Consider the following 19,756-nt stretch of genomic DNA (forward strand, 5'->3'; position numbering starts at 1 on the left):
AGCCACTAATAAGACACAACGTAAAATCAATTAGTTAGCGGAACCCAAAAATAAAGGGGTCAAGACCCCTTCAGGATAATCAGCTGCTTATGCCACAAATTTCACAAATACTTTGTTTCGCTATACCGGCTCGGCCAGATGATTTCTGCGCGTACACCAATCGTTTCAGCGATCAACTTCTCGCCTTTCGGCCATTTTCGCGTTAACGCATTCGACAGCGTTGAAGAACTCAACCCCGCGTCCCGCGATACCGCTGCCATTGTTGTACCTTTCTTTTTAATCGCGGCAATGATGTCTGCTGAATGCCAGTCTTTGTTCATGCTGCAAGCTCCTCAGAGTAGGCATAGAGCGAACAGCGGAGCATCTCGAAACGTTCACACAGCACAAACGCTAAAATCTCTTTTATTCTCTTATCATGCAGCGTCAGCAGTGCAAAGTTGAGGGCAGAACATTGATCACAAAGTTCCTCCGGCTCCGCGTCGGTGTAATCAAATACACCGTCGTCGAATGGGATCCCCATATTCTTGCGAGGTTCGGGAATGGGTTCGCGTAACGCCATTTCAAGGTTGATCAGCTGGGTTTGCAGCATCAGGCAAAGCCTATCCTGTGCGCCATTATTTTGTGGATTCACCAGCGCATTCGCCAGTAATCGGCAACTGTCTGTGAGCGTCCATGAATCGGGGGTAGTTATGCTCATTTGTGTAGCTCCTCAAAAATAAATAAAGTCGCTACCACCAGAGTTCCTAAGCTCGGGGTGGTAACTCAGACGGGATTAGGAATCGGATTTTTGAGGAGTACCGACCAGCCCGAAGGCTGCCCCGCCTGAGTCACCAACGATATAATGCAGTAATCAATCCGCTTTATAAAGCCGAGACAAAGAGATAACGCATGCCGTGACAAGTGTCATCCTCAAAAAAACGGGTTCCTAAGCCCAGCTGCGGATTTTGCCGCAGCGAGCAAACTTTAGCTGGATAACCGTACAGAGAAAATGGGCAAAGTTCGGGAATGAGATACTGCTTCCAGAGAGTTTTTATGGTTTTCAGGGAATTGCAGAGATGGCATTAATACCCCCTCCCGGCCTCCCCCTTCGCAGGGGGAGGAGCAAAGAAAAACCACTAACCCAATGATTTTACATAAGAATTACAGCGAGGATTTTTTCGAGACTGACACTTTTTCGAGACGGGTATTTTTTCGATACTGGCGCGCTCAAAATCTTGCTGAACGGAGCGGCCTGAAGACCTGAGGCTTCAGGACCGAGAGAAGGAACCGCGCAGCGGCAAGATTTGCGCCACCCGCTGTTGTGGCAGAATATGTCCGTCGTTCCAGCGGCAGCGTGCAGTGGGAAAAACGCAGGATTGTTAAGGGGCGCGTTTACGCCCCTTAACCCGGTGTGGGCCGGTGCCCACGACCTTGACGTTCAAAGACTTAGATCTTCGTCACCGAATCAACCAACGCCATTTCTTCACTGCTCAGCAGCTTCTCAATATCCACCAGAATCAGCATACGATCGCCCAGCGAACCCAACCCGGTCAGGTATTCGGTCGACATGGTGACGGCAAACTCCGGCGCAGGACGGATCTGATCCTGGCTCAGTGACAGCACGTCAGAAACGCCATCAACCACAATCCCGACCACGCGGTTTTCAAAGTTGAGGACAATCACCACGGTGTTTTCGTTGTAAATCACATCTTCCTGAGCGAATTTCACGCGCAGGTCGAGGATAGGCACGATCACGCCGCGCAGGTTGGTGACGCCTTTAATAAATGCCGGGGTGTTGGCAATGCGGGTTACCTGGTCGTAACCGCGGATTTCCTGCACTTTCAGGATATCGATGCCGTATTCTTCATCGCCTAAAGTAAAGATCAGGAATTCCTGACCTACCGTTTCGCCCGCAATTTTAGACACGGTTGCAAGTCCTGCCATGTTGTTCACCTTCGCTTTTTATCTTTAAATCGGCCTGAGTTCTTCACACCCGGCGACGGTTCAGATCGCCGGAAGCTTTGCTTGTTATGCGGCGGTGGCGCCCGTTGCTAATTTGTCGCGGTTCAGTGACTGCAAGGCAGACACGTCCACGATCAGCGCCACGCTGCCGTCGCCCAAAATGGTGGCAGCAGAAATGCCCGGCACTTTGCGATAGTTGCTTTCCAGGTTTTTCACCACCACCTGGTGCTGACCAATCAGCTGGTCAACCAGCAACGCGTAGCGACGTCCTGCGCTTTGTAGAATCACCACGATGCCCTGCGTTGCTTCAGTTTTCGCTTCTTTAACATCAAAGACGTTATAAAGCTCAACCAGCGGCAGATATTCGCCGCGCACTTGCAGAACCCGCTCGCCACCGGCCAGCGGGTGCAAATCTTCCGCCAGCGGTTGCAGCGATTCCATGACGGCATTCAGTGGCAGAATGAAGACTTCCTCACCCACTTTCACGGACATGCCGTCGAGGATCGCCAGCGTCAGCGGCAGCAGAATGCGGATCGTGGTGCCTTTACCTTGCTGGGAATGGATTTCAACATGACCGCCCATTTCCTGAATGTTTCTTTTCACCACGTCCATGCCTACGCCACGGCCTGAAACGTCGGTGACTTTCTCTGCCGTCGAGAATCCGGCGGCAAAGATCAACATGCCAACTTCTTCGTCGCTCATGTTGTCATTAACGTTCATGCCCTGCGACGCGGCTTTCGCCAGAATACGTTCGCGGTTAAGACCGGCACCATCATCAATCACTTCGATGCAGATGTTGCCGCCCTGATGTTCTGCGGAGAGCGTCAGGTTGCCTGTCGCTTCTTTACCGTTGGCGATGCGCACTTCCGGCGTTTCCACACCGTGGTCAAGGCTGTTGCGCACCAGGTGCGTTAACGGGTCGATAATGCGTTCGATGAGGCTCTTATCGAGTTCGGTCGAACTGCCCAGCAACGTGAGTTCGATTTGCTTATTCAGCTTACTCGCCAGATCGCGCACCAGACGCGGGAAGCGGCTGAACACGAATTCCATCGGCATCATACGAATCGACATCACCGATTCCTGCAAATCACGGGCGTTACGTTCAAGCTGGCCCATGCTGTTGAGCAGGTCGCTGTGAACCACCGGATCCAACAAGTCAGAGCGCTGTGCCAGCATCGACTGGGTAATCACCAGTTCGCCGACCAGGTTGATGAGCTGATCCACTTTTTCTACCGCAACGCGGATGCTGGTGGATTCCGGCGCTTTTGGTGCCCGTGCTTTTGCCACTTCATTATTCGGCACAGCGGTCAGAACCGGTGCAGAGCGCGGTGCGGCCGGAACTGGAGCGGCTTCCGCGACAACAGGCACCGCGGCAGGCGCGTCGACAACCGCAGGCGACGCGGCGGCGGCATGGGTGAAACTGATTTGTTCCGGTTCCAGCACAAAGCACAGCACCGCAATAATGTCGTCTTCGGTCACGGTGGTGACCAGCGTCGCTTCCACGCTGTCTGCGGTCTGAACCGGATCTTTGATTTCGCCAAGATTACCCAGCTCTTCCAGCATGACCGGAACTTCCTGGGTTTTCAGACCGGAGAGGCGCACGCGCAGGCCGCCCGATGCCGGTGCTGCCTGAGCAGCGGGGCTTGCAACGGTGTCAGGCGCGGTTTCGACAACGTGAAGATCCGGAGCAGGCTCCCGCTCATGTTGCGCGTCGAGGGCCAGTTGTCTCAGGGCCGCACAGATGTATTCAAAGCTGTCTGCATCGGGATCCCGGGATGATTTATAGGCGTCGAGTTGCTCCTGCATAATGTCTTTTGTTTCCAGAAACAGGTTGATGATGTCGGTGCTCAGGCTCATTTCAGCACGACGAGCACCGTCGAGCAGGTTTTCCAGTAAGTGAGTCGTTTCCTGCAAAACCGTAAATCCAAAGGTCGCTGCGCCACCCTTGATTGAGTGCGCGGCGCGGAAAATCGCGTTGAGCTGCTCAATATCGGGCGCTTGCGGATCAAGCAACAACAGATGTTGTTCCATGTCCGCCAGCAACTCGTCTGCTTCATCAAAAAATGTCTGATAAAAATCAGTAATATCCATGCTCACGTGATCACCTCTGCTGTGAATCGCGGCTTGTTGATGTGGTCGCAGGTGCCGTGACCATGACAGCGACAGGAGCCGCTGTGGCAGGTTGGGCGCCCGCCGATGGTGTCACTGGCGTCTGCGTATTAATCCCGGGTATTGATGGTGCTGCTACTGGTGGTGCTGATGATTCTGGTGTCGCGGGCACGGTGGCTGGCGCAGCCGAAGCCGCTGCCGGGCTCATTTTCGGTGCCAGTGCGGGTGCGCTCTGACGTCCCGGTACCTGTTTTTGCAGTTCACCGGCGTCACTGATGGTCATGGCTTCACCCTCACTGTTTTCCCGCTCAATCGCTTCTTCCGCGTGCTTATTCAGCACTAAAATACTGATACGGCGGTTGATCGCGTCTCCGGCAGGATGGTTTTTAAGTTGCATGGTGGAACCCATACCCATCACACGAAGCACTTTTCCTTCGCTCAGGCCGCCGATAATCATTTCGCGGCGCGAGGCGTTGGCACGGTCTGTCGATAATTCCCAGTTGCTGTAACCGCGTTCACCCTGCGCATATGGCATGTCATCGGTGTGACCCGCCAGGCTGATTTTGTTCGGGAAATCGTCCAGAACCGGCCCGATAGCCCGCAGAATATCGCGCATATAAGGCTCAACAATTGCACTGCCAAGCTGGAACATCGGGCGGTTTTTGCTATCGATAATCTGAATGCGCAAGCCCTGCTCGGTGAGGTTAATCATCAGATGCGGACGTAAATCTTTCAGCCGCGGATCTGACGCCAGCATGTCTTCCAGCTTTTGCTGCAATTTTTGTAAATCGCCGGCTTCACGCTTACTTTCGCCCTGCGACTGATCCATTTTGTGGACTTCACCGTCCTGCACCGTCGGGTCAGCGCCGCCGCCCGGGATCGGGCTGGTGGCATCGCTACTGCGTGGCCCGCCGGTAATGGCAACCGCCAGTGGCGTACGGAAGTATTCGGCAATTTGCACAAGTTCTTTAGGGCTGGAGATCGAAATCAGCCACATCACCAGAAAGAAAGCCATCATCGCTGTCATAAAGTCAGCGTAAGCAATCTTCCACGAACCGCCGTGATGCCCTCCGCCGTGCTTGTTCTTTTTCTTGCGTACAACAACGATTGGATGACTCTGATGCTTCATACTTTTTCTTCTTCAGTTTGTTTCTGGCCCGGTGACTTGACCTGACGAACGTGTTCCTCCAGCTCGATGAAGGAAGGCCGTTCGGAGGTGTAAAGCGTTTTACGGCCAAATTCGACGGCAATTTGTGGCGCGTAGCCGTTGATACTCGACAGCAAAGTCACCTTGATGCACTGCATCATTTTGGCGTTTTCAGCACTTTTCTGGCGCAGTACGCTGGCCAGCGGGGAAATAAATCCGTAGGCCAAAAGAATACCGAGGAAGGTCCCCACCATCGCATGGGCAATCAGTGCCCCGAGCTCTGCGGCCGGACGATCCGCCGCCGCCAGGGTGTGTACGATCCCCATGACCGCCGCCACGATACCGAAAGCAGGCAGTGAATCGCCGACCAGCGCCAGGCTGTTTGCCGGAACTTCACTTTCGTGCTCGTAGGTTTCGATTTCCTCGTCCATCAGTGCTTCGATTTCAAAGGCGTTCATGTTGCCGCTGACCATCAAACGCAGATAGTCCGTCAGATATTCGACTAAATGCTTATCGGCAAGGATGCGGGGATAATTAGCAAAAATGTCGCTTTCCGCCGGATTGTCGATGTCATTTTCCAGCGACAGCATCCCCTGCTGGCGCGATTTGGCGAGCAGGCGGTACAGCAGTGCCATCAAATCCATGTACAACGCTTTGTTGTATTTCGACGCACGAAACAGCTGCGGCAAGGCGCGCATGGTGGATTTAATCGCTTTGCCGTTGTTACCGACGAAGAAGGCGCCAATGCCGGCACCACCGATGATGAGTAATTCTGCGGGTTGGTATAATGCGCCCAGTTCACCGCCGACGAGCATGAAACCGCCGAACACTGAGCCCAAGACCACGAGGTAACCTATTATTACTAGCACGATAAATCCTTAATTCTATGTGGTTTTAGGGCGAGGAAAAGCGCGAGGCTGTCCCACCTTGCCCGATGTTATGCAGCTCAAACGTGCATAAAAGGGGCCAGATTAGGGCGGAGACGTTAGGGGGAAATGATGAGCGGTGTTACCACCGCTCCGGACGACATACTGCAACCTAACAATCTCAGACAGCGCGCTTGACCTGTTCGTCCAGCTCTTGAGATGTTATATCGGCAACCTGCGGGGAAAGTTTACGTTTTTTTACTGCCCGGGATGGGGGTTGGCAAAGACTGCAGACAAACCCGTGGCGCGGTTGGTGTGCATGGGTAATGAATGAACCTTCACAGCAGTTGCAGGCAGAGAGCTGCAGCATTCCGCTGTCGACAAAACGGACCAGCGTCCATGCGCGGGTCAGCGCGAGGATCGGCGCCTCGCCCGGTTGTTCCGGACATTGCTCCAGATAGAGACGGTAAGCCTTAATCACCGCTTCCACGCCATTACAATGCCCGCTCTTTAAAAGAAACGAGTACGCGTTGTAAAACATGGAAGAGTGGATGTTCTGTTCCCAGGTCATAAACCAGTCCGTCGAGAACGGTAACATCCCTTTTGGCGGCGGGCTGCCGCGCAATTCTTTGTACAGTTTAATCAGTCGGCCACGACTCAATTGCGTTTCGCTTTCCAGCATCTGCAATCTGGCACCCAGCGTAATCAATTCCATGGCAAGCTGAATGTCCCGAGCTTCCTGGACGATACTTTTTTCTGCCGGTTTGGTTGACGCATCTTTCCCAGACATAGCTACGCCCTTTTCTTCATCGCGCCGCTGTCTTTCGCAGCCAGGCCTTTAAGCAGGTGGCTGGACAACAGGATGCCAGTATGGATTTGTTGTAAGTCATCCACGCGCGATTCCTGAGTCAGTCGTTCAATTGTCTTACTGTCGTCAAAGCGGAACTGACATAAAAGCTGGTTCGTTTCAGCCAGCTTCACCATCTGTGGCAGCGTCAGTTGCCCCAAGGTTTCTGCCATTACGTCATCAATCCCCAGGCGAAACATCGCTGAGGCCTTTTCGTCGTTAATCAAGCGCTGTGCCAACAATAGATATGACAGGTTGATATCATATATGTGCTTTAGCAATTCGGACATTCTGTTCTACCCCATTACCGATGCCACTTTTTTAAGGTGGCGGATTGATAGACATATTCCATGCAGCAAGAGTTTCACCCGGCGTGACAGGAGTATTTTTTACTATCAAAACAATTGGATCATTGGCTGATTAATAAATCTCACGTTGGAAATAGATTTATCCTGCGGTATTTACTTCACCGCCAATACAAAGTTGTTCCTGATGTAAACTAAATTAATTGTGACAATTTCACTGCTAAGTAATCGTGAAACACTTCAGTTTTGGTGTACTGGCAGGGTCCGTTGCTGTGATGGCATCTCATTCAGTGAAACGCTTTTACATACATTATTAGGAATAATCTTACTACGACGCAACTCTAACCCCGTTCCCTTTATACATACAATCTGGGCGTTGCCGAATTTTGAATAAAGTGTGACGCACATCACATTTTTAAAACTTATTTTGTCTCCAAAAGTGCAATTTATCGTAAAAATTTGCGCAGTTTTAAACCAAAAGTAAAAAAGCGTCTAAAAAAGGGGGCTGTGGCTGTCTTTTTTCGTCATTTTGAGATCATTTTGTACAAAGACCAATTAAAGACAAATGATTAGCACACATGCCAATCAATCATAGTTCACCCAGGTTTTTATGCTGTAAATTTCCAATAGCTTGATCATTGTGCTAATTCTGCGCAACCCAGTCACCACAAGGCTTACAGGGTGTCGAGTCCGAAAAGTTTTGGTTAAATTTAGTTCAAAAAGTAGGGGAAACGTGAGCAACCACGCTATTTCAAAAGCAAAAAGACAATGATTGTAAGTGTTTATTACAAGACAAGCGCAGACATCCAGTCATGAGACTAGATTGATAAGAAGAAATGATGAGACGGCGGACTCAGGCCGTACAAACGTATCGGCATCTCTTCAGGAAAACTTTAATGATTGTGCTTAAAAAAGTGGTTTATGCCGCTCAATGGCAAATCGAAAGCTCAAGAATAGGAATTTTATTACTCAACCAGCATCCCGCGCCACTTCCGACGTGTAAAAAGCGAATAAAGCACATCGCTAACTGCATTTATTAAGAGGATTTTTGAATAGTTACGGAGATTAACCTGTTATTAAGCAGGCTAATTAGCGGGGAAATAAAAATTTAATAATACACGGCACAGAATCTGACCAAACAAGGGTGCGGCTTTGCTGCTGAACAATCAAAGACCAAATAAAAAAGCCTGCCTAAATTTCAGGCAGGCCATAACGTAATATCATCGAATAAGGTTTTGTAAGTTAAAAAGGCATGTTTCGTGGGTCAGGATGCTGATATTCGAACCCCAGTTCTTTGCATATCCGGTCGCCATCCACGATTTTACCCTTCCCTGCTGAAGGTTCTTCAGCAAACGTCGGTGGCACCAGCCCCATTTGGCGTGCGAGTGCCGGATAGAACTCCGCTTTTACAGGATGCGAAGGCGCACAGAGATTATAGGTGTGACCGCCTTTTGGCAGGCTGAGCAGCAAGATAATGGCAGCGACCACGTCATCCTGATGCACCAGGTTGACGCCGTGCTGACCGCCTTTTACCTGCGTTTTTCCGGCCATGAATCGTCCCGGATGGCGATCGCCACCGACCAGCCCGGCGAGGCGCAGGACATCGACCGAGGTATTCGGTAAACCATGGAACCAGTTTTCCAGCTCTTTCAGCACAATGCCGCTGCGTGAAACAGGCAACAACGGCGCGTCTTCTTTCATCACACCTTCATGGTCGCCGTAAACGGATGTCGAGCTGGTAAAGAGGATGCGCCGGACGTTATGCGCCAGCGCGCTGTCGGTCAGTTGCTGTACCGCCTGAAAATAGAGTTCGCTACCTTCGACGGTTCTGCGCGCAGGCAGCGTGATGATTAAGGCATCGACGTTGAGCAACTGTTCGAGATCCTCCGCTTCGCATTCCATCTCCGGCGTGAAGACCAGCGGAAAACATTCAATGCCAATCATTCTGGCGGCATCGACACCGTCAGGCGTGGTTTTGCTCCCGACCACGTTGTACCCTTTTGAGGCCAGCGCCATCGCCAGCGGCATGCCCAGCCAGCCCAGTCCGATAATCGAAATCTTTTTCATACATGCTCCGTTTGTTCTCTGGCATGATTTCGCCAGTTGCAGATAACTCTCTTTATACTAGCAAAATACGCCTTTTCCCTTCTGCGGTGCGTAAGGATTTCTCAGCGTCTGTTAGCAGATCATTCATTTATTTGATGAAACACCCGCTGCGGATAAGAAAAACTCATCATCAGAAAAAAAGGTTGCGCTGTTGCCGCCCGATAGTTTAGTTTTATTGGCAACGAATTTGATACGCGTTGCGAATGATTCAGTTTTGAATAACGCGGCGCTGAATGCACAAAACGAGACACTGACATGACAAACGTTCTGATTAACCACCATCATCACCATCACCCTGACTAGTCTTTCAGGCGATTGGTGCTGGGAGACTGTTTAGATCTTCCAGTGGCGCAGAACGCAGAGAAAGCCCCCGGAAGATTTCTTCCGGGGGCTTTTTTTATGGCCGAAGGAATTGAAGTAAAAGAATCTGACGAACTGAATTTACGATAAATAATTGAGAAACTGAGGTCATCATGCTGGATAAAACACGTTTACGGATAGCAATGCAGAAGTCAGGTCGCCTGAGCGATGAGTCGCGCGAACTGCTGGCCCGCTGCGGGATTAAAATCAACCTGCAGGAACAGCGTCTGATCGCTTTCGCTGAAAACATGCCGATCGACATCTTGCGCGTTCGTGATGACGATATTCCGGGGCTGGTGATGGACGGCGTGGTTGACCTGGGCATTATCGGTGAGAACGTGCTGGAAGAAGAGCTGCTGAGCCGCCGCGCTCAGGGCGAAGACCCGCGTTACTTCACGCTGCGTCGCCTGGACTTTGGCGGTTGCCGTCTGTCTCTGGCCACGCCGCTGGACACCGAATACACCGGTCCGCAAAGCCTGCAAAATGCCCGCATCGCCACTTCCTACCCTCACCTGCTCAAGCAATATCTCGATAAAAAAGGCGTTGATTTCAAATCCTGCCTGCTGAACGGCTCCGTTGAAGTGGCACCGCGCGCGGGTCTGTCCGACGCAATCTGTGATCTGGTCTCTACCGGTGCGACGCTCGAAGCTAACGGCCTGCGTGAAGTTGAAGTGATTTACCGCTCCAAAGCCTGCCTTATTCAGCGCGACGGCGAAATGCCACAGGCGAAACAGCTGCTGATCGACAAAATGATGACCCGTATTCAGGGCGTGATTCAGGCCCGCGAATCCAAATACATTATGTTGCACGCGCCAAGCGAGCGTCTGGACGAAATCGTCGCGCTGCTGCCGGGCGCTGAACGTCCGACCATTTTACCGCTGGCAGGCGATCAGCAACGCGTTGCCATGCACATGGTCAGCAGCGAAACGCTGTTCTGGGAAACCATGGAGAAATTGAAAGCGCTGGGCGCCAGCTCAATTCTGGTTCTTCCAATCGAAAAAATGATGGAGTAATGCCATGAAGCCTGACGCGTTCTCTACTCCTATTGACTGGCAACAATGCGACGCCCAGCAGCGTCGCGACCTGCTGACCCGCCCGGCAATTTCTGCCTCCGACCGTATTACTGAATCGGTGAGCGAAATTCTGCGTCGTGTCCGCAGTGAAGGTGACAGCGCGCTGCGCGAGTTTTGCGCCCGCTTTGATAAAACTGAAGTGCAGGATCTTCGTGTCACCGCAGAGCAAATTTCAGCAGCCGCGGCGCGTCTGGGCGATGACGTTAAACAGGCGATGGCGCACGCGGTGCGTAACATCGACACTTTCCATCAGGCACAGAAACTGGCCGTGGTGGATATCGAAACGCAGCCGGGTGTTCGTTGTCAGCAACTGACCCGCCCGATTCAGTCCGTCGGGCTGTACATTCCGGGCGGTTCCGCGCCACTGGTTTCCACCGTATTAATGTTAGCGACGCCAGCGCGTATCGCCGGTTGCCAGAAAGTGGTGCTCTGCTCACCACCGCCGATTGCCGACGAAATTCTGTATGCCGCGCAGTTGTGTGGCGTGGAAGAGGTGTATCAGCTTGGCGGCGCGCAGGCGATTGCGGCGCTGGCGTTCGGCACGGAAAGTGTGCCCCGCGTGGCGAAAATCTTCGGGCCGGGCAATGCGTATGTGACCGAAGCCAAACGCCAGGTCAGCCAGAGTCTGGACGGCGCGGCGATCGATATGCCCGCCGGGCCTTCTGAAGTGCTGGTGATCGCTGACAGCGGCGCAACGCCGGATTTCGTGGCGTCTGATTTGCTTTCGCAGGCGGAACACGGCCCGGATTCACAGGTTATCTTGCTGACGCCGGATGTGAAAATGGCGCAGGCCGTAGGCGAAGCGGTTGAACGCCAGCTGGCGACGTTATCGCGCAGCGATATTGCGCGTCAGGCGCTGGCCAGCAGCCGTCTGATTGTCGCGAAAGATCTCGCGCAGTGTATCGAAATCAGCAACGCCTACGGGCCGGAACACCTGATTCTGCAAACCCGCGAGCCGGAGCAACTGGTCGACAGCATCACCAGCGCCGGTTCGGTTTTCCTCGGCGACTGGTCACCGGAATCCGCAGGCGATTATGCGTCGGGCACTAACCACGTTTTACCGACTTACGGCTACACAGCGACCTGTTCGAGCCTGGGCCTGGCCGATTTCCAGAAACGGATGACCGTTCAACAGTTAACGCCGGAAGGGTTGCTGGGGCTGTCGCAAACGATTGAAACACTGGCGCAGGCGGAACAACTGACTGCGCACAAAAATGCAGTAACCCTGCGTGTAAACGCCCTGAAGGAGCCGCGTTGATGAGTAATGAAAAGAATCTCAGCGTTCAGGCGCTGGCCCGAAAAAACGTGCAGGAACTGACGCCTTATCAGTCCGCCCGTCGTCTGGGTGGCAACGGTGATGTGTGGCTCAACGCCAATGAATACGCCATCGCGCCAAATTTTGAGCTGACGCAGCAGACGTTTAACCGTTATCCGGAATGTCAGCCCGCGCTGGTGATTAACCGCTATGCCGCTTACGCCGGTGTCGATCGTGAGCAGGTTCTTGTCAGTCGTGGCGCGGATGAAGGCATCGAACTGCTGATCCGCGCATTCTGCGAACCGGGCAAAGACGCCATCCTTTATTGCCCGCCGACTTACGGCATGTACAGCGTGAGCGCAGAAACCATCGGCGTTGAAGGCCGTACGGTGCCGGCAAAAGCCGACTGGTCGCTGGATCTTCCGGCAATCGAAGCCGCGCTGGACGGCGTGAAGCTGGTTTACGTGTGCAGCCCAAACAACCCGACCGGCAACATCATCGACCCGGGTGAAATCCGTGCCGTGCTGGAAATGACCCGTGGCCGCGCGATTGTGGCGGTGGACGAGGCGTATATCGAATTCTGCCCGCAGGCTAGCGTTTCCGGCTGGTTGCAGGAATTTCCGCACCTCACCATTTTGCGAACGCTGTCTAAAGCATTTGCGCTTGCCGGTTTACGCTGCGGCTTCACGCTGGCGAACAGTGAAGTCATCGGCTTATTAATGAAAGTGATTGCGCCTTATCCAATATCTACACCGGTAGCAGATATCGCCGCACAGGCGCTGAGCCCGGCAGGACTGGCGCTGATGCGTCAGCGCGTAACCGAAGTGACTGAAAACCGCATCTGGTTGCAGAAAGAGCTGGAGAAATGTGCCTGCGTTGAGGCAGTTTTTGCCAGCGATACCAACTATGTGCTGGCGCGTTTCACCGCATCAAGCGCAGCATTTAAAAACCTCTGGGATCAAGGCATTATCTTGCGTGACCAGAATAAGCAACCGGGGCTTTCCGGCTGCTTACGTATTACTATCGGCACCCGGGAAGAACTCCAGCGCGTGATTACTGTATTGCAGGCGTTACCCGGCGCCGCTGACGCCTCTATTAATGAAAAACAAAGTAGCCCCCGCAAGGAGCACATGTGAGCCAGAGTCCACAATTTCAAAAAACGCTCTTTATTGACCGTGACGGCACCCTGATTTCTGAGCCGCCGGAAGATTTCCAGGTCGATCGTCTGGACAAACTGGCGCTGGAGCCCGGCGTTATTCCGGCCCTGCTGTCCCTGCAAAACGCGGGTTTTAAGCTGGTGATGATCACCAATCAGGACGGGCTGGGCACATCAAGTTTCCCGCAGGAAACGTTCGATCCACCGCATAACCTGATGATGCAAATCCTGACATCGCAGGGCGTGGTTTTCGATGACGTACTGATTTGTCCGCACCTGCCTGCCGATCACTGCGATTGTCGTAAGCCCAAAACCAAACTGGTGCAAGCTTATCTGGAAAGCGGCGTTCTCGATACCGCCAACAGTTATGTGATTGGTGACCGTGATACTGACATCCAACTCGCTGCCAATATGGGCATCGCCGGGCTGCGTTATCAGCGCGATACGCTGAACTGGGCCAATATTGCGGAACAACTGACGAAACGCGACCGTCATGCCAAAGTAAACCGCGTGACCCGCGAAACTGCGATAGACGTGGATGTCTGGCTGGATCGCGAAGGCGAAAGCAAGATCCGCACCGGCGTCGGCTTCTTCGACCACATGCTGGATCAAATTGCCACGCACGGCGGTTTCCGCATGAATATCGAAGTGAAAGGTGATTTGTATATCGACGATCACCATACCGTTGAAGACACGGCGCTGGCGCTGGGTGAAGCCATTAATAAGGCGCTGGGCGATAAACGCGGCATTGGACGTTTCGGGTTTGTGTTGCCGATGGATGAATGTCTGGCGCGCTGCGCGCTGGATATCTCCGGCCGGCCGCACCTGGAATATAAGGCAGAGTTTAACTATCAGCGCGTCGGCGATCTGAGCACGGAAATGGTCGAACACTTCTTCCGTTCCCTGTCCTACGCGATGGCCTGTACCCTGCACTTGCGCACCAAAGGTAAGAACGATCACCACCGCGTCGAAAGCCTGTTCAAGGCATTCGGGCGCACACTGCGTCAGGCGATTCGTGTCGATGGCAATACATTGCCGAGCTCGAAAGGAGTGCTGTGATGAACGTCGTTATCCTTGATACGGGCTGTGCCAACCTTTCTTCCGTGAAATATGCGGTTCAGCGTCTGGGTTTTGAACCGACGGTGAGCCGTGATCCGGAAATTGTTTTGCAGGCCGATAAGCTCTTTTTACCGGGTGTCGGCACCGCACAGGCGGCAATGGAACAACTCGAACAGCGCGAACTGATTACGCTGATTAAAGCCTGTACTCAGCCGGTGCTGGGGATTTGTCTCGGTATGCAACTGCTGGCGTCTTCCAGTGAAGAAAACGGCGGGATTGATACGCTGGGGATTATTGAAACGCCGGTGCGCCGTATGCCCGATCTCGGTTTGCCTTTGCCGCACATGGGCTGGAATCAGGTGACAGCGAACGCTGACAGCCATTTATTCCGTGGCATAGATGAAAATGCGTACTTCTATTTCGTCCACGGATTCGCCATGCCGGTTTGCGAAAACACGATCGCGCAGACACTTTACGGTGAACCTTTCAGCGCTGCCGTGCAAAAAGACAACTTCTTCGGCGTGCAGTTTCACCCCGAACGCTCCGGCGCGGCGGGCGCACAGTTGCTGAAAAACTTTCTGGAGATGTAAACAGGATGATTATCCCGGCTTTAGATTTGATCGAAGGCAGCGTGGTGCGTTTGCATCAGGGCGATTACGGCCAGCAGCGTGATTATGGCAACGACCCGCTTCCGCGTTTGCAAGAATATCAGCAGCAAGGTGCAGAAGTTTTGCATTTAGTTGACTTAACCGGCGCGAAAGATCCGGCGGCACGTCAGATCCCGTTGCTGAAAAAATTGCTGGCGGGCGTATCTGTACCGGTTCAGGTTGGTGGCGGTATCCGCACCGAACAGGACGTTGAAGCCCTGCTGAATGCCGGTGCAACCCGCGTCGTCGTGGGTTCGACGGCGGTGAAAGATCCGCAGAAAGTTCAGGGCTGGTTCCAGCGTTTCGGCGCAGACGCACTGGTTTTGGCGCTCGACGTCCGTATCGCTGCCGATGGCACTAAAAACGTTGCCGTCAGCGGCTGGCAGGAAAATTCCAGTTCCACGCTGGAAGAGATCGTGGAACTGTTTCTGCCTTTCGGTTTGAAACACGTTCTGTGTACGGATATTTCCCGCGACGGCACGCTGGCAGGCTCGAACGTTGAGTTGTACCGCGAAGTGACTGCGCGTTTTCCGCAGGTTGCTTTTCAGGCTTCCGGCGGTATCGGTTCATTGCAGGACATCGCCAATCTGCGTGACAGCGGCGTGAAAGGGGTGATTGTCGGACGGGCATTGCTCGACGGTAAATTCAATGTGACGGAGGCAATTTCATGCTGGCAAAACGGATAATTCCCTGCCTCGACGTTAAAGACGGCCAGGTCGTAAAAGGTGTGCAGTTCCGCAATCACGAAATCATTGGCGACATCGTCCCGCTGGCACAGCGCTATGCACAAGAAGGCGCCGACGAACTGGTTTTTTACGATATCACCGCTTCCAGCGATGGCCGCGTAGTCGATAAAAGCTGGGTGTCGCGCGTGGCAGAAGTCATCGATATCCCGTTTTGTGTCGCAGGCGGGATCAAAAGTTTGGAAGACGCTGGGCAGATTTTGCAATTTGGTGCCGATAAAATCTCCATCAACTCCCCTGCTCTTGCCGACCCGACGCTGATCAGCCGCCTCGCCGACCGTTATGGTGTACAGTGCATTGTTGTGGGCATCGATACCTGGCACGACGCGGCAACCGGCACTTATCAGGTCCATCAGTTTACCGGCGACGAAGCACGCACCAAAGTGACCACCTGGCAGACAATTGACTGGGTGAAAGAAGTGCAGAAACGCGGCGCGGGCGAAATCGTGCTGAACATGATGAATCAGGACGGCGTGCGTAATGGCTACGATCTGGAACAGCTGAAAATGATCCGCGAGGTTTGCCATGTTCCGCTCATCGCTTCCGGCGGTGCGGGCACAATGCTGCACTTCCTCGATGCTTTCCGCGAAGCACGCGTTGATGGCGCACTGGCCGCATCGGTGTTCCACAAACAAATTATCAATATTGGCGAGCTGAAAAGCTATTTATCTGAAAATGGCGTGGAGATCCGCTTGTGAGTAATCAGGAAGTAAAAACCGGTCTGCTGACCGGCGAACAAATCAGCCAGCTCGACTGGGAAAAAGTGGATAACCTGATGCCGGCAATCATCCAGCACTCAGTGTCTGGCGAAGTACTGATGCTCGGTTACATGAATCAGGAAGCCCTGAGCGTTACGCAGTCTTCAGGCAAAGTGACGTTCTATTCACGCACCAAAGAACGTTTGTGGACCAAAGGCGAGACCTCAGAAAACTATCTGAACGTCGTGAGCATTACGCCTGATTGCGACAACGATACGTTACTGGTGCTGGTCAATCCGGTTGGCCCGACGTGCCATAAAGGCAACAACAGCTGCTTCCACCCTGCCGAAACCGACTGGGCATTTTTGTATCAGCTGGAAGAATTGCTGGCTTCGCGTAAAACCGCCGATCCGGAAAGCTCCTACACCGCCAAACTGTATGCCAGCGGCACCAAACGCATCGCACAAAAAGTCGGTGAAGAAGGCGTGGAAACTGCACTGGCAGCAACCGTCAACGACCGTTTTGAACTGAAAAACGAAGCGTCGGATTTGGTCTATCACTTGCTGGTGTTATTGCAGGATCAGGATTTGAACCTGAGCGCGGTGATCGATAACCTGCGTCAGCGTCATAAGAAATAACGTCAATTTTAAGACGTAAAAAAGCCGCCTTTGCAGATGCATTGGCGGCTTTTTATTGACGTCAGCAACGGCGCGCTTTTTCAGCACGCCGTTAGACGGATTAATCCAACCATTCGGTATGGAATACGCCGTCTTTGTCAGTGCGTTTGTAAGTATGCGCACCGAAGTAGTCACGCTGCGCCTGAATCAGGTTAGCTGGCAGAACCGCTGAACGGTAGCTGTCGTAGTAGTTGATCGCAGCAGAGAATGTTGGTGTCGGGATACCGTTCTGAACGGCATAAGACACAACATCACGCAGCGCTTGCTGATATTCGTCAGCGATGTTTTTGAAGTACGGAGCCAGAAGCAGGTTAGCGATGGACGCGTTTTCAGCGTAAGCATCGGTAATTTTCTGCAGGAACTGAGCACGGATAATACAGCCAGCACGGAAGATCTTCGCGATTTCGCCGTAGTTCAGATCCCAGTTATTCTCGTCAGAAGCGGCTTTAAGCTGTGAGAAGCCCTGCGCGTAAGAAACGAGTTTACCCAGGTACAGAGCACGACGAACTTTCTCGATGAATTCAGCTTTGTCACCAGCGAAAGGTTTAACAGCCGGGCCGGACAACACTTTAGAAGCCGCAACGCGCTGATCTTTCAAAGAAGACAGGTAACGTGCAAACACAGACTCAGTGATCAGAGTCAGTGGCTCGCCCAAATCCAGAGAGCTCTGGCTGGTCCATTTACCGGTGCCTTTGTTCGCTGCTTCATCCAGAATCACGTCGACCAGGTATTTACCTTCTTCGTCTTTCTTGGTGAAGATGTCTTTGGTGATGTCAATCAGGTAGCTGCTAAGCTCGCCTTTATTCCATTCAGCGAAGGTAGTTGCCAGCTCTTCGTTGCTCAGGTTCAGGGACTGTTTCAACAGGGAATAGGCTTCTGCAATCAGCTGCATGTCGCCGTATTCGATACCGTTGTGAACCATCTTGACGTAGTGACCTGCGCCATCAGCGCCGATGTAAGCAACACAAGCGTCGCCATCTTCAGCACGTGCTGCAATTTTTTCAAGAATTGGTGCCACCAGTGCGTACGCTTCTTTCTGACCGCCAGGCATGATTGACGGGCCTTTCAGTGCGCCCTCTTCACCGCCGGAAACGCCGGTACCGATGAAGTTGAAGCCCTGCTCAGACAGTTCGCGGTTACGGCGAATAGTGTCTTTATAATAGGTGTTGCCGCCATCGATCAGGATGTCGCCTTTATCCAGGTGCGGAGTCAGGGATGCGATGGTTTTGTCAGTTGCTTCACCGGCTTTCACCATCAGCAAGATACGACGTGGTTTTTCCAGCGAGTCAACAAACTCTTCGACGGTGTAGTGCGGAACCAGATTTTTACCCGGATTTTCAGCGATGACTTCGTCAGTCTTATCGCCAGAACGGTTAAAAATGGAAACGGAATAACCACGGCTTTCGATGTTAAGCGCGAGGTTACGGCCCATGACCGCCATACCGACAACGCCGATCTGTTGTTTGGACATTAGCAACTCCTGTCTGAAAGATACTCCTACAGCCATCACAACGGCTGCAGGCTTTGGGATGTGGCAAACATGTTAACTCAAGAACTGCGACAACGTGAAGTGATTGGTGCGATAGATCACACTCGATAATTCAAACAATCAAAACAGCTTAATTTACAAGCAGTTTAATTTGAACATCTTAAGATATTTTATAAAGAATAAATTACTTCTTCATGAAACGTTTTTCAAAAAAGTGCCATGACAGTGATGCCATTAGCAATGTTAAAACCAAGACTAAACTAAGTGATTGAGAATGCGATAACCAATCAATATTTTTAATCGACAACAGTATAGGCAAATGCCACAAATAAATGCCATATGAAATGGTTCCACAATAGTAAAGGGGATATAATCCACGTTTGACTATAGGCGATATTTTAAGCGTGCATAAGAAGAGGATAAAAACTCCGAATGTTGTTGCTAAAAGAGTTCGGAAACAAACCACCATCCATGGGTACCCCCAAAATGAAGCATATTTCAAGTAAATTGATATTGTCAATATTGCTAATATCACACTTCCGATCAACAATAATATTGATGAATAATTTCGCTTCACGATGATATTAATTCCAAACTCTGAAGTAAAAAGTCTGGCCAAAAGAATACCAATCGCAAATTCGTCTAGCATTCCGGGAAGTTGTGTAGCACTTACAAATAGTTTGAACACTCCCAAAGGTTGCTCTATATCTATAAGAGAAAAAGCGGTAAACCTCCAGGCATATGAAATAGTTATCGCCAGCAGCAATAATAACCACCAAGGGATACGCTTAAGCCAACCAGCAAATAGAGCGATTAAAATATAAAACTGCATCTCCACGCCCAAAGACCAATTACTTCCATTGATTGCTCCGTGAAGATCATAATTCAGATTATGAATAAACAATAAATGCGCAGCAATATTTATTGCAAAATGATTGAAAAGTAATGTTGGTGTAATGAAAATTACAAATACTAGGAGCGTCAAATAATGAAGAGGAATGATTCTTAGCAAGCGTCTCTTCATAAATGAAAAAATGAACCCATCACTACCACTAACGTCCAATTGTTTGAATGCTGATAAAGCAATTACAAAACCAGATATTACAAAAAACATATCTACACCCATCCAACCAAATCTGAACCATAAAAGAGGTCCGGAGGTCGGAAAGGTAATCCAATTGAAATGTTCGATTACATGGTAGACCACTACTGAAATTGCAGCGAACCCCCTCAGAATATCAATGCCGTCGAAGTGGTATTTTTGGTTTACTTTTCCAC

General features: G+C 51.8%; 20 protein-coding genes and 1 other annotated feature. Of the genes, 8 read left to right on the forward strand and 12 right to left on the reverse strand.

Annotated elements, in window-relative coordinates; genetic code table 11:
- Positions 1–101: 101 nt before the first annotated feature.
- The 10 genes from ACLBVC_RS14795 to ACLBVC_RS14840 form a co-directional block, all read right to left on the reverse strand.
- The gene (locus tag ACLBVC_RS14795; RefSeq protein WP_410150255.1) at positions 102–320 is read right to left on the reverse strand and encodes a helix-turn-helix domain-containing protein; all 219 of its coding nucleotides are present in this window, start codon (positions 318–320) and stop codon (positions 102–104) included.
- Positions 317–697, reverse strand: coding sequence for a hypothetical protein (locus ACLBVC_RS14800; RefSeq protein WP_410150256.1), 381 nt, complete (start codon positions 695–697; stop codon positions 317–319). The genes ACLBVC_RS14795 and ACLBVC_RS14800 overlap by 4 nt, the downstream gene beginning before the upstream one ends.
- Positions 698–1,425: 728 nt before the next feature.
- Positions 1,426–1,923, reverse strand: a complete 498-nt coding sequence (gene cheW, locus ACLBVC_RS14805) for a chemotaxis protein CheW (protein ID WP_095922337.1) — start codon at positions 1,921–1,923, stop codon at positions 1,426–1,428.
- A gap of 84 nt (positions 1,924–2,007) precedes the next feature.
- Positions 2,008–4,032: a chemotaxis protein CheA gene (cheA, locus tag ACLBVC_RS14810; RefSeq protein WP_410150370.1), complete on the reverse strand. Its 2,025-nt coding sequence runs from the start codon at positions 4,030–4,032 to the stop codon at positions 2,008–2,010.
- Positions 4,033–4,042: 10 nt separating this feature from the next.
- Positions 4,043–5,179, reverse strand: a complete 1,137-nt coding sequence (gene motB, locus ACLBVC_RS14815; RefSeq protein WP_410150257.1) for a flagellar motor protein MotB — start codon at positions 5,177–5,179, stop codon at positions 4,043–4,045.
- A complete protein-coding gene (gene motA / locus ACLBVC_RS14820) occupies positions 5,176–6,066 on the reverse strand; it encodes a flagellar motor stator protein MotA (protein ID WP_410150258.1) in 891 nt (296 codons plus the stop codon). Before motA ends, motB begins: the two co-directional genes overlap by 4 nt.
- 178 nt (positions 6,067–6,244) lie before the next feature.
- Positions 6,245–6,853, reverse strand: a complete 609-nt coding sequence (gene flhC, locus ACLBVC_RS14825) for a flagellar transcriptional regulator FlhC (RefSeq protein WP_101078668.1) — start codon at positions 6,851–6,853, stop codon at positions 6,245–6,247.
- Positions 6,854–6,855: 2 nt separating this feature from the next.
- A complete protein-coding gene (flhD, locus tag ACLBVC_RS14830) occupies positions 6,856–7,200 on the reverse strand; it encodes a flagellar transcriptional regulator FlhD (protein ID WP_120508226.1) in 345 nt (114 codons plus the stop codon).
- A gap of 1,257 nt (positions 7,201–8,457) precedes the next feature.
- On the reverse strand, positions 8,458–9,282 hold the full coding sequence (locus ACLBVC_RS14835; RefSeq protein ID WP_410150259.1) for an SDR family oxidoreductase: 825 nt from the start codon (positions 9,280–9,282) through the stop codon (positions 8,458–8,460).
- 123 nt (positions 9,283–9,405) lie between these two features.
- Positions 9,406–9,606, reverse strand: a complete 201-nt coding sequence (locus tag ACLBVC_RS14840; protein WP_410150260.1) for a hypothetical protein — start codon at positions 9,604–9,606, stop codon at positions 9,406–9,408.
- Positions 9,600–9,721: a sequence feature (His leader region), on the forward strand. (Overlaps the previous gene by 7 nt.)
- 73 nt (positions 9,722–9,794) lie before the next feature.
- Between ACLBVC_RS14840 and hisG the strand changes: the two genes are divergently transcribed.
- The 8 genes from hisG to hisIE are packed head-to-tail and all read left to right on the forward strand — an operon-like array spanning position 9,795 to position 16,950.
- The gene (hisG, locus tag ACLBVC_RS14845) at positions 9,795–10,694 is read left to right on the forward strand and encodes an ATP phosphoribosyltransferase (RefSeq protein WP_101078671.1); all 900 of its coding nucleotides are present in this window, start codon (positions 9,795–9,797) and stop codon (positions 10,692–10,694) included.
- Between the two features lie 4 nt (positions 10,695–10,698).
- A complete protein-coding gene (hisD, locus tag ACLBVC_RS14850; RefSeq protein WP_410150261.1) occupies positions 10,699–12,012 on the forward strand; it encodes a histidinol dehydrogenase in 1,314 nt (437 codons plus the stop codon).
- The gene (gene hisC / locus ACLBVC_RS14855; protein ID WP_410150262.1) at positions 12,012–13,145 is read left to right on the forward strand and encodes a histidinol-phosphate transaminase; all 1,134 of its coding nucleotides are present in this window, start codon (positions 12,012–12,014) and stop codon (positions 13,143–13,145) included. The genes hisD and hisC overlap by 1 nt, the downstream gene beginning before the upstream one ends.
- Positions 13,142–14,224, forward strand: a complete 1,083-nt coding sequence (gene hisB, locus ACLBVC_RS14860) for a bifunctional histidinol-phosphatase/imidazoleglycerol-phosphate dehydratase HisB (protein WP_410150263.1) — start codon at positions 13,142–13,144, stop codon at positions 14,222–14,224. The genes hisC and hisB overlap by 4 nt, the downstream gene beginning before the upstream one ends.
- On the forward strand, positions 14,224–14,814 hold the full coding sequence (hisH, locus tag ACLBVC_RS14865) for an imidazole glycerol phosphate synthase subunit HisH (protein ID WP_195814572.1): 591 nt from the start codon (positions 14,224–14,226) through the stop codon (positions 14,812–14,814). Before hisB ends, hisH begins: the two co-directional genes overlap by 1 nt.
- 5 nt (positions 14,815–14,819) lie before the next feature.
- Entirely contained in the window at positions 14,820–15,557 is a 738-nt protein-coding gene (gene hisA / locus ACLBVC_RS14870; protein WP_410150264.1) for a 1-(5-phosphoribosyl)-5-[(5-phosphoribosylamino)methylideneamino]imidazole-4-carboxamide isomerase, read from the forward strand.
- Complete coding sequence (hisF, locus tag ACLBVC_RS14875) at positions 15,539–16,312, forward strand: imidazole glycerol phosphate synthase subunit HisF (protein WP_410150265.1); 774 nt, start codon at positions 15,539–15,541, stop codon at positions 16,310–16,312. The genes hisA and hisF overlap by 19 nt, the downstream gene beginning before the upstream one ends.
- 23 nt (positions 16,313–16,335) lie before the next feature.
- A complete protein-coding gene (gene hisIE, locus ACLBVC_RS14880) occupies positions 16,336–16,950 on the forward strand; it encodes a bifunctional phosphoribosyl-AMP cyclohydrolase/phosphoribosyl-ATP diphosphatase HisIE (protein ID WP_410150371.1) in 615 nt (204 codons plus the stop codon).
- Between the two features lie 100 nt (positions 16,951–17,050).
- On the opposite strand, the gene gndA is transcribed toward hisIE, so the two are convergent.
- Together gndA and ACLBVC_RS14890 are read right to left on the reverse strand one after the other, a co-directional pair.
- Entirely contained in the window at positions 17,051–18,460 is a 1,410-nt protein-coding gene (gndA, locus tag ACLBVC_RS14885; RefSeq protein ID WP_104922415.1) for an NADP-dependent phosphogluconate dehydrogenase, read from the reverse strand.
- A 202-nt stretch (positions 18,461–18,662) separates the two neighbouring features.
- Complete coding sequence (locus tag ACLBVC_RS14890; RefSeq protein ID WP_410150372.1) at positions 18,663–19,721, reverse strand: acyltransferase family protein; 1,059 nt, start codon at positions 19,719–19,721, stop codon at positions 18,663–18,665.
- Positions 19,722–19,756: the final 35 nt, after the last annotated feature.

Source organism: Rahnella selenatireducens, from assembly GCF_046449555.1.
Lineage (GTDB): Bacteria > Pseudomonadota > Gammaproteobacteria > Enterobacterales > Enterobacteriaceae > Rahnella > Rahnella selenatireducens.

What these genes read in the sequence shown, in the direction of transcription:
- flhC (WP_101078668.1), bottom strand. Translation starts at nt 6,853, where the DNA reads ATGTCTGGGAAAGATGCGTCAACCAAACCGGCAGAAAAAAGTATCGTC.
- hisG (WP_101078671.1), top strand. Translation starts at nt 9,795, where the DNA reads ATGCTGGATAAAACACGTTTACGGATAGCAATGCAGAAGTCAGGTCGC.
- ACLBVC_RS14840 (WP_410150260.1), bottom strand. Translation starts at nt 9,606, where the DNA reads ATGATGGTGGTTAATCAGAACGTTTGTCATGTCAGTGTCTCGTTTTGT.
- hisH (WP_195814572.1), top strand. Translation starts at nt 14,224, where the DNA reads ATGAACGTCGTTATCCTTGATACGGGCTGTGCCAACCTTTCTTCCGTG.
- ACLBVC_RS14795 (WP_410150255.1), bottom strand. Translation starts at nt 320, where the DNA reads ATGAACAAAGACTGGCATTCAGCAGACATCATTGCCGCGATTAAAAAG.
- cheA (WP_410150370.1), bottom strand. Translation starts at nt 4,032, where the DNA reads ATGGATATTACTGATTTTTATCAGACATTTTTTGATGAAGCAGACGAG.
- hisA (WP_410150264.1), top strand. Translation starts at nt 14,820, where the DNA reads ATGATTATCCCGGCTTTAGATTTGATCGAAGGCAGCGTGGTGCGTTTG.
- motB (WP_410150257.1), bottom strand. Translation starts at nt 5,179, where the DNA reads ATGAAGCATCAGAGTCATCCAATCGTTGTTGTACGCAAGAAAAAGAAC.
- gndA (WP_104922415.1), bottom strand. Translation starts at nt 18,460, where the DNA reads ATGTCCAAACAACAGATCGGCGTTGTCGGTATGGCGGTCATGGGCCGT.
- hisD (WP_410150261.1), top strand. Translation starts at nt 10,699, where the DNA reads ATGAAGCCTGACGCGTTCTCTACTCCTATTGACTGGCAACAATGCGAC.
- ACLBVC_RS14800 (WP_410150256.1), bottom strand. Translation starts at nt 697, where the DNA reads ATGAGCATAACTACCCCCGATTCATGGACGCTCACAGACAGTTGCCGA.
- flhD (WP_120508226.1), bottom strand. Translation starts at nt 7,200, where the DNA reads ATGTCCGAATTGCTAAAGCACATATATGATATCAACCTGTCATATCTA.
- hisF (WP_410150265.1), top strand. Translation starts at nt 15,539, where the DNA reads ATGCTGGCAAAACGGATAATTCCCTGCCTCGACGTTAAAGACGGCCAG.
- ACLBVC_RS14835 (WP_410150259.1), bottom strand. Translation starts at nt 9,282, where the DNA reads ATGAAAAAGATTTCGATTATCGGACTGGGCTGGCTGGGCATGCCGCTG.
- hisC (WP_410150262.1), top strand. Translation starts at nt 12,012, where the DNA reads ATGAGTAATGAAAAGAATCTCAGCGTTCAGGCGCTGGCCCGAAAAAAC.
- cheW (WP_095922337.1), bottom strand. Translation starts at nt 1,923, where the DNA reads ATGGCAGGACTTGCAACCGTGTCTAAAATTGCGGGCGAAACGGTAGGT.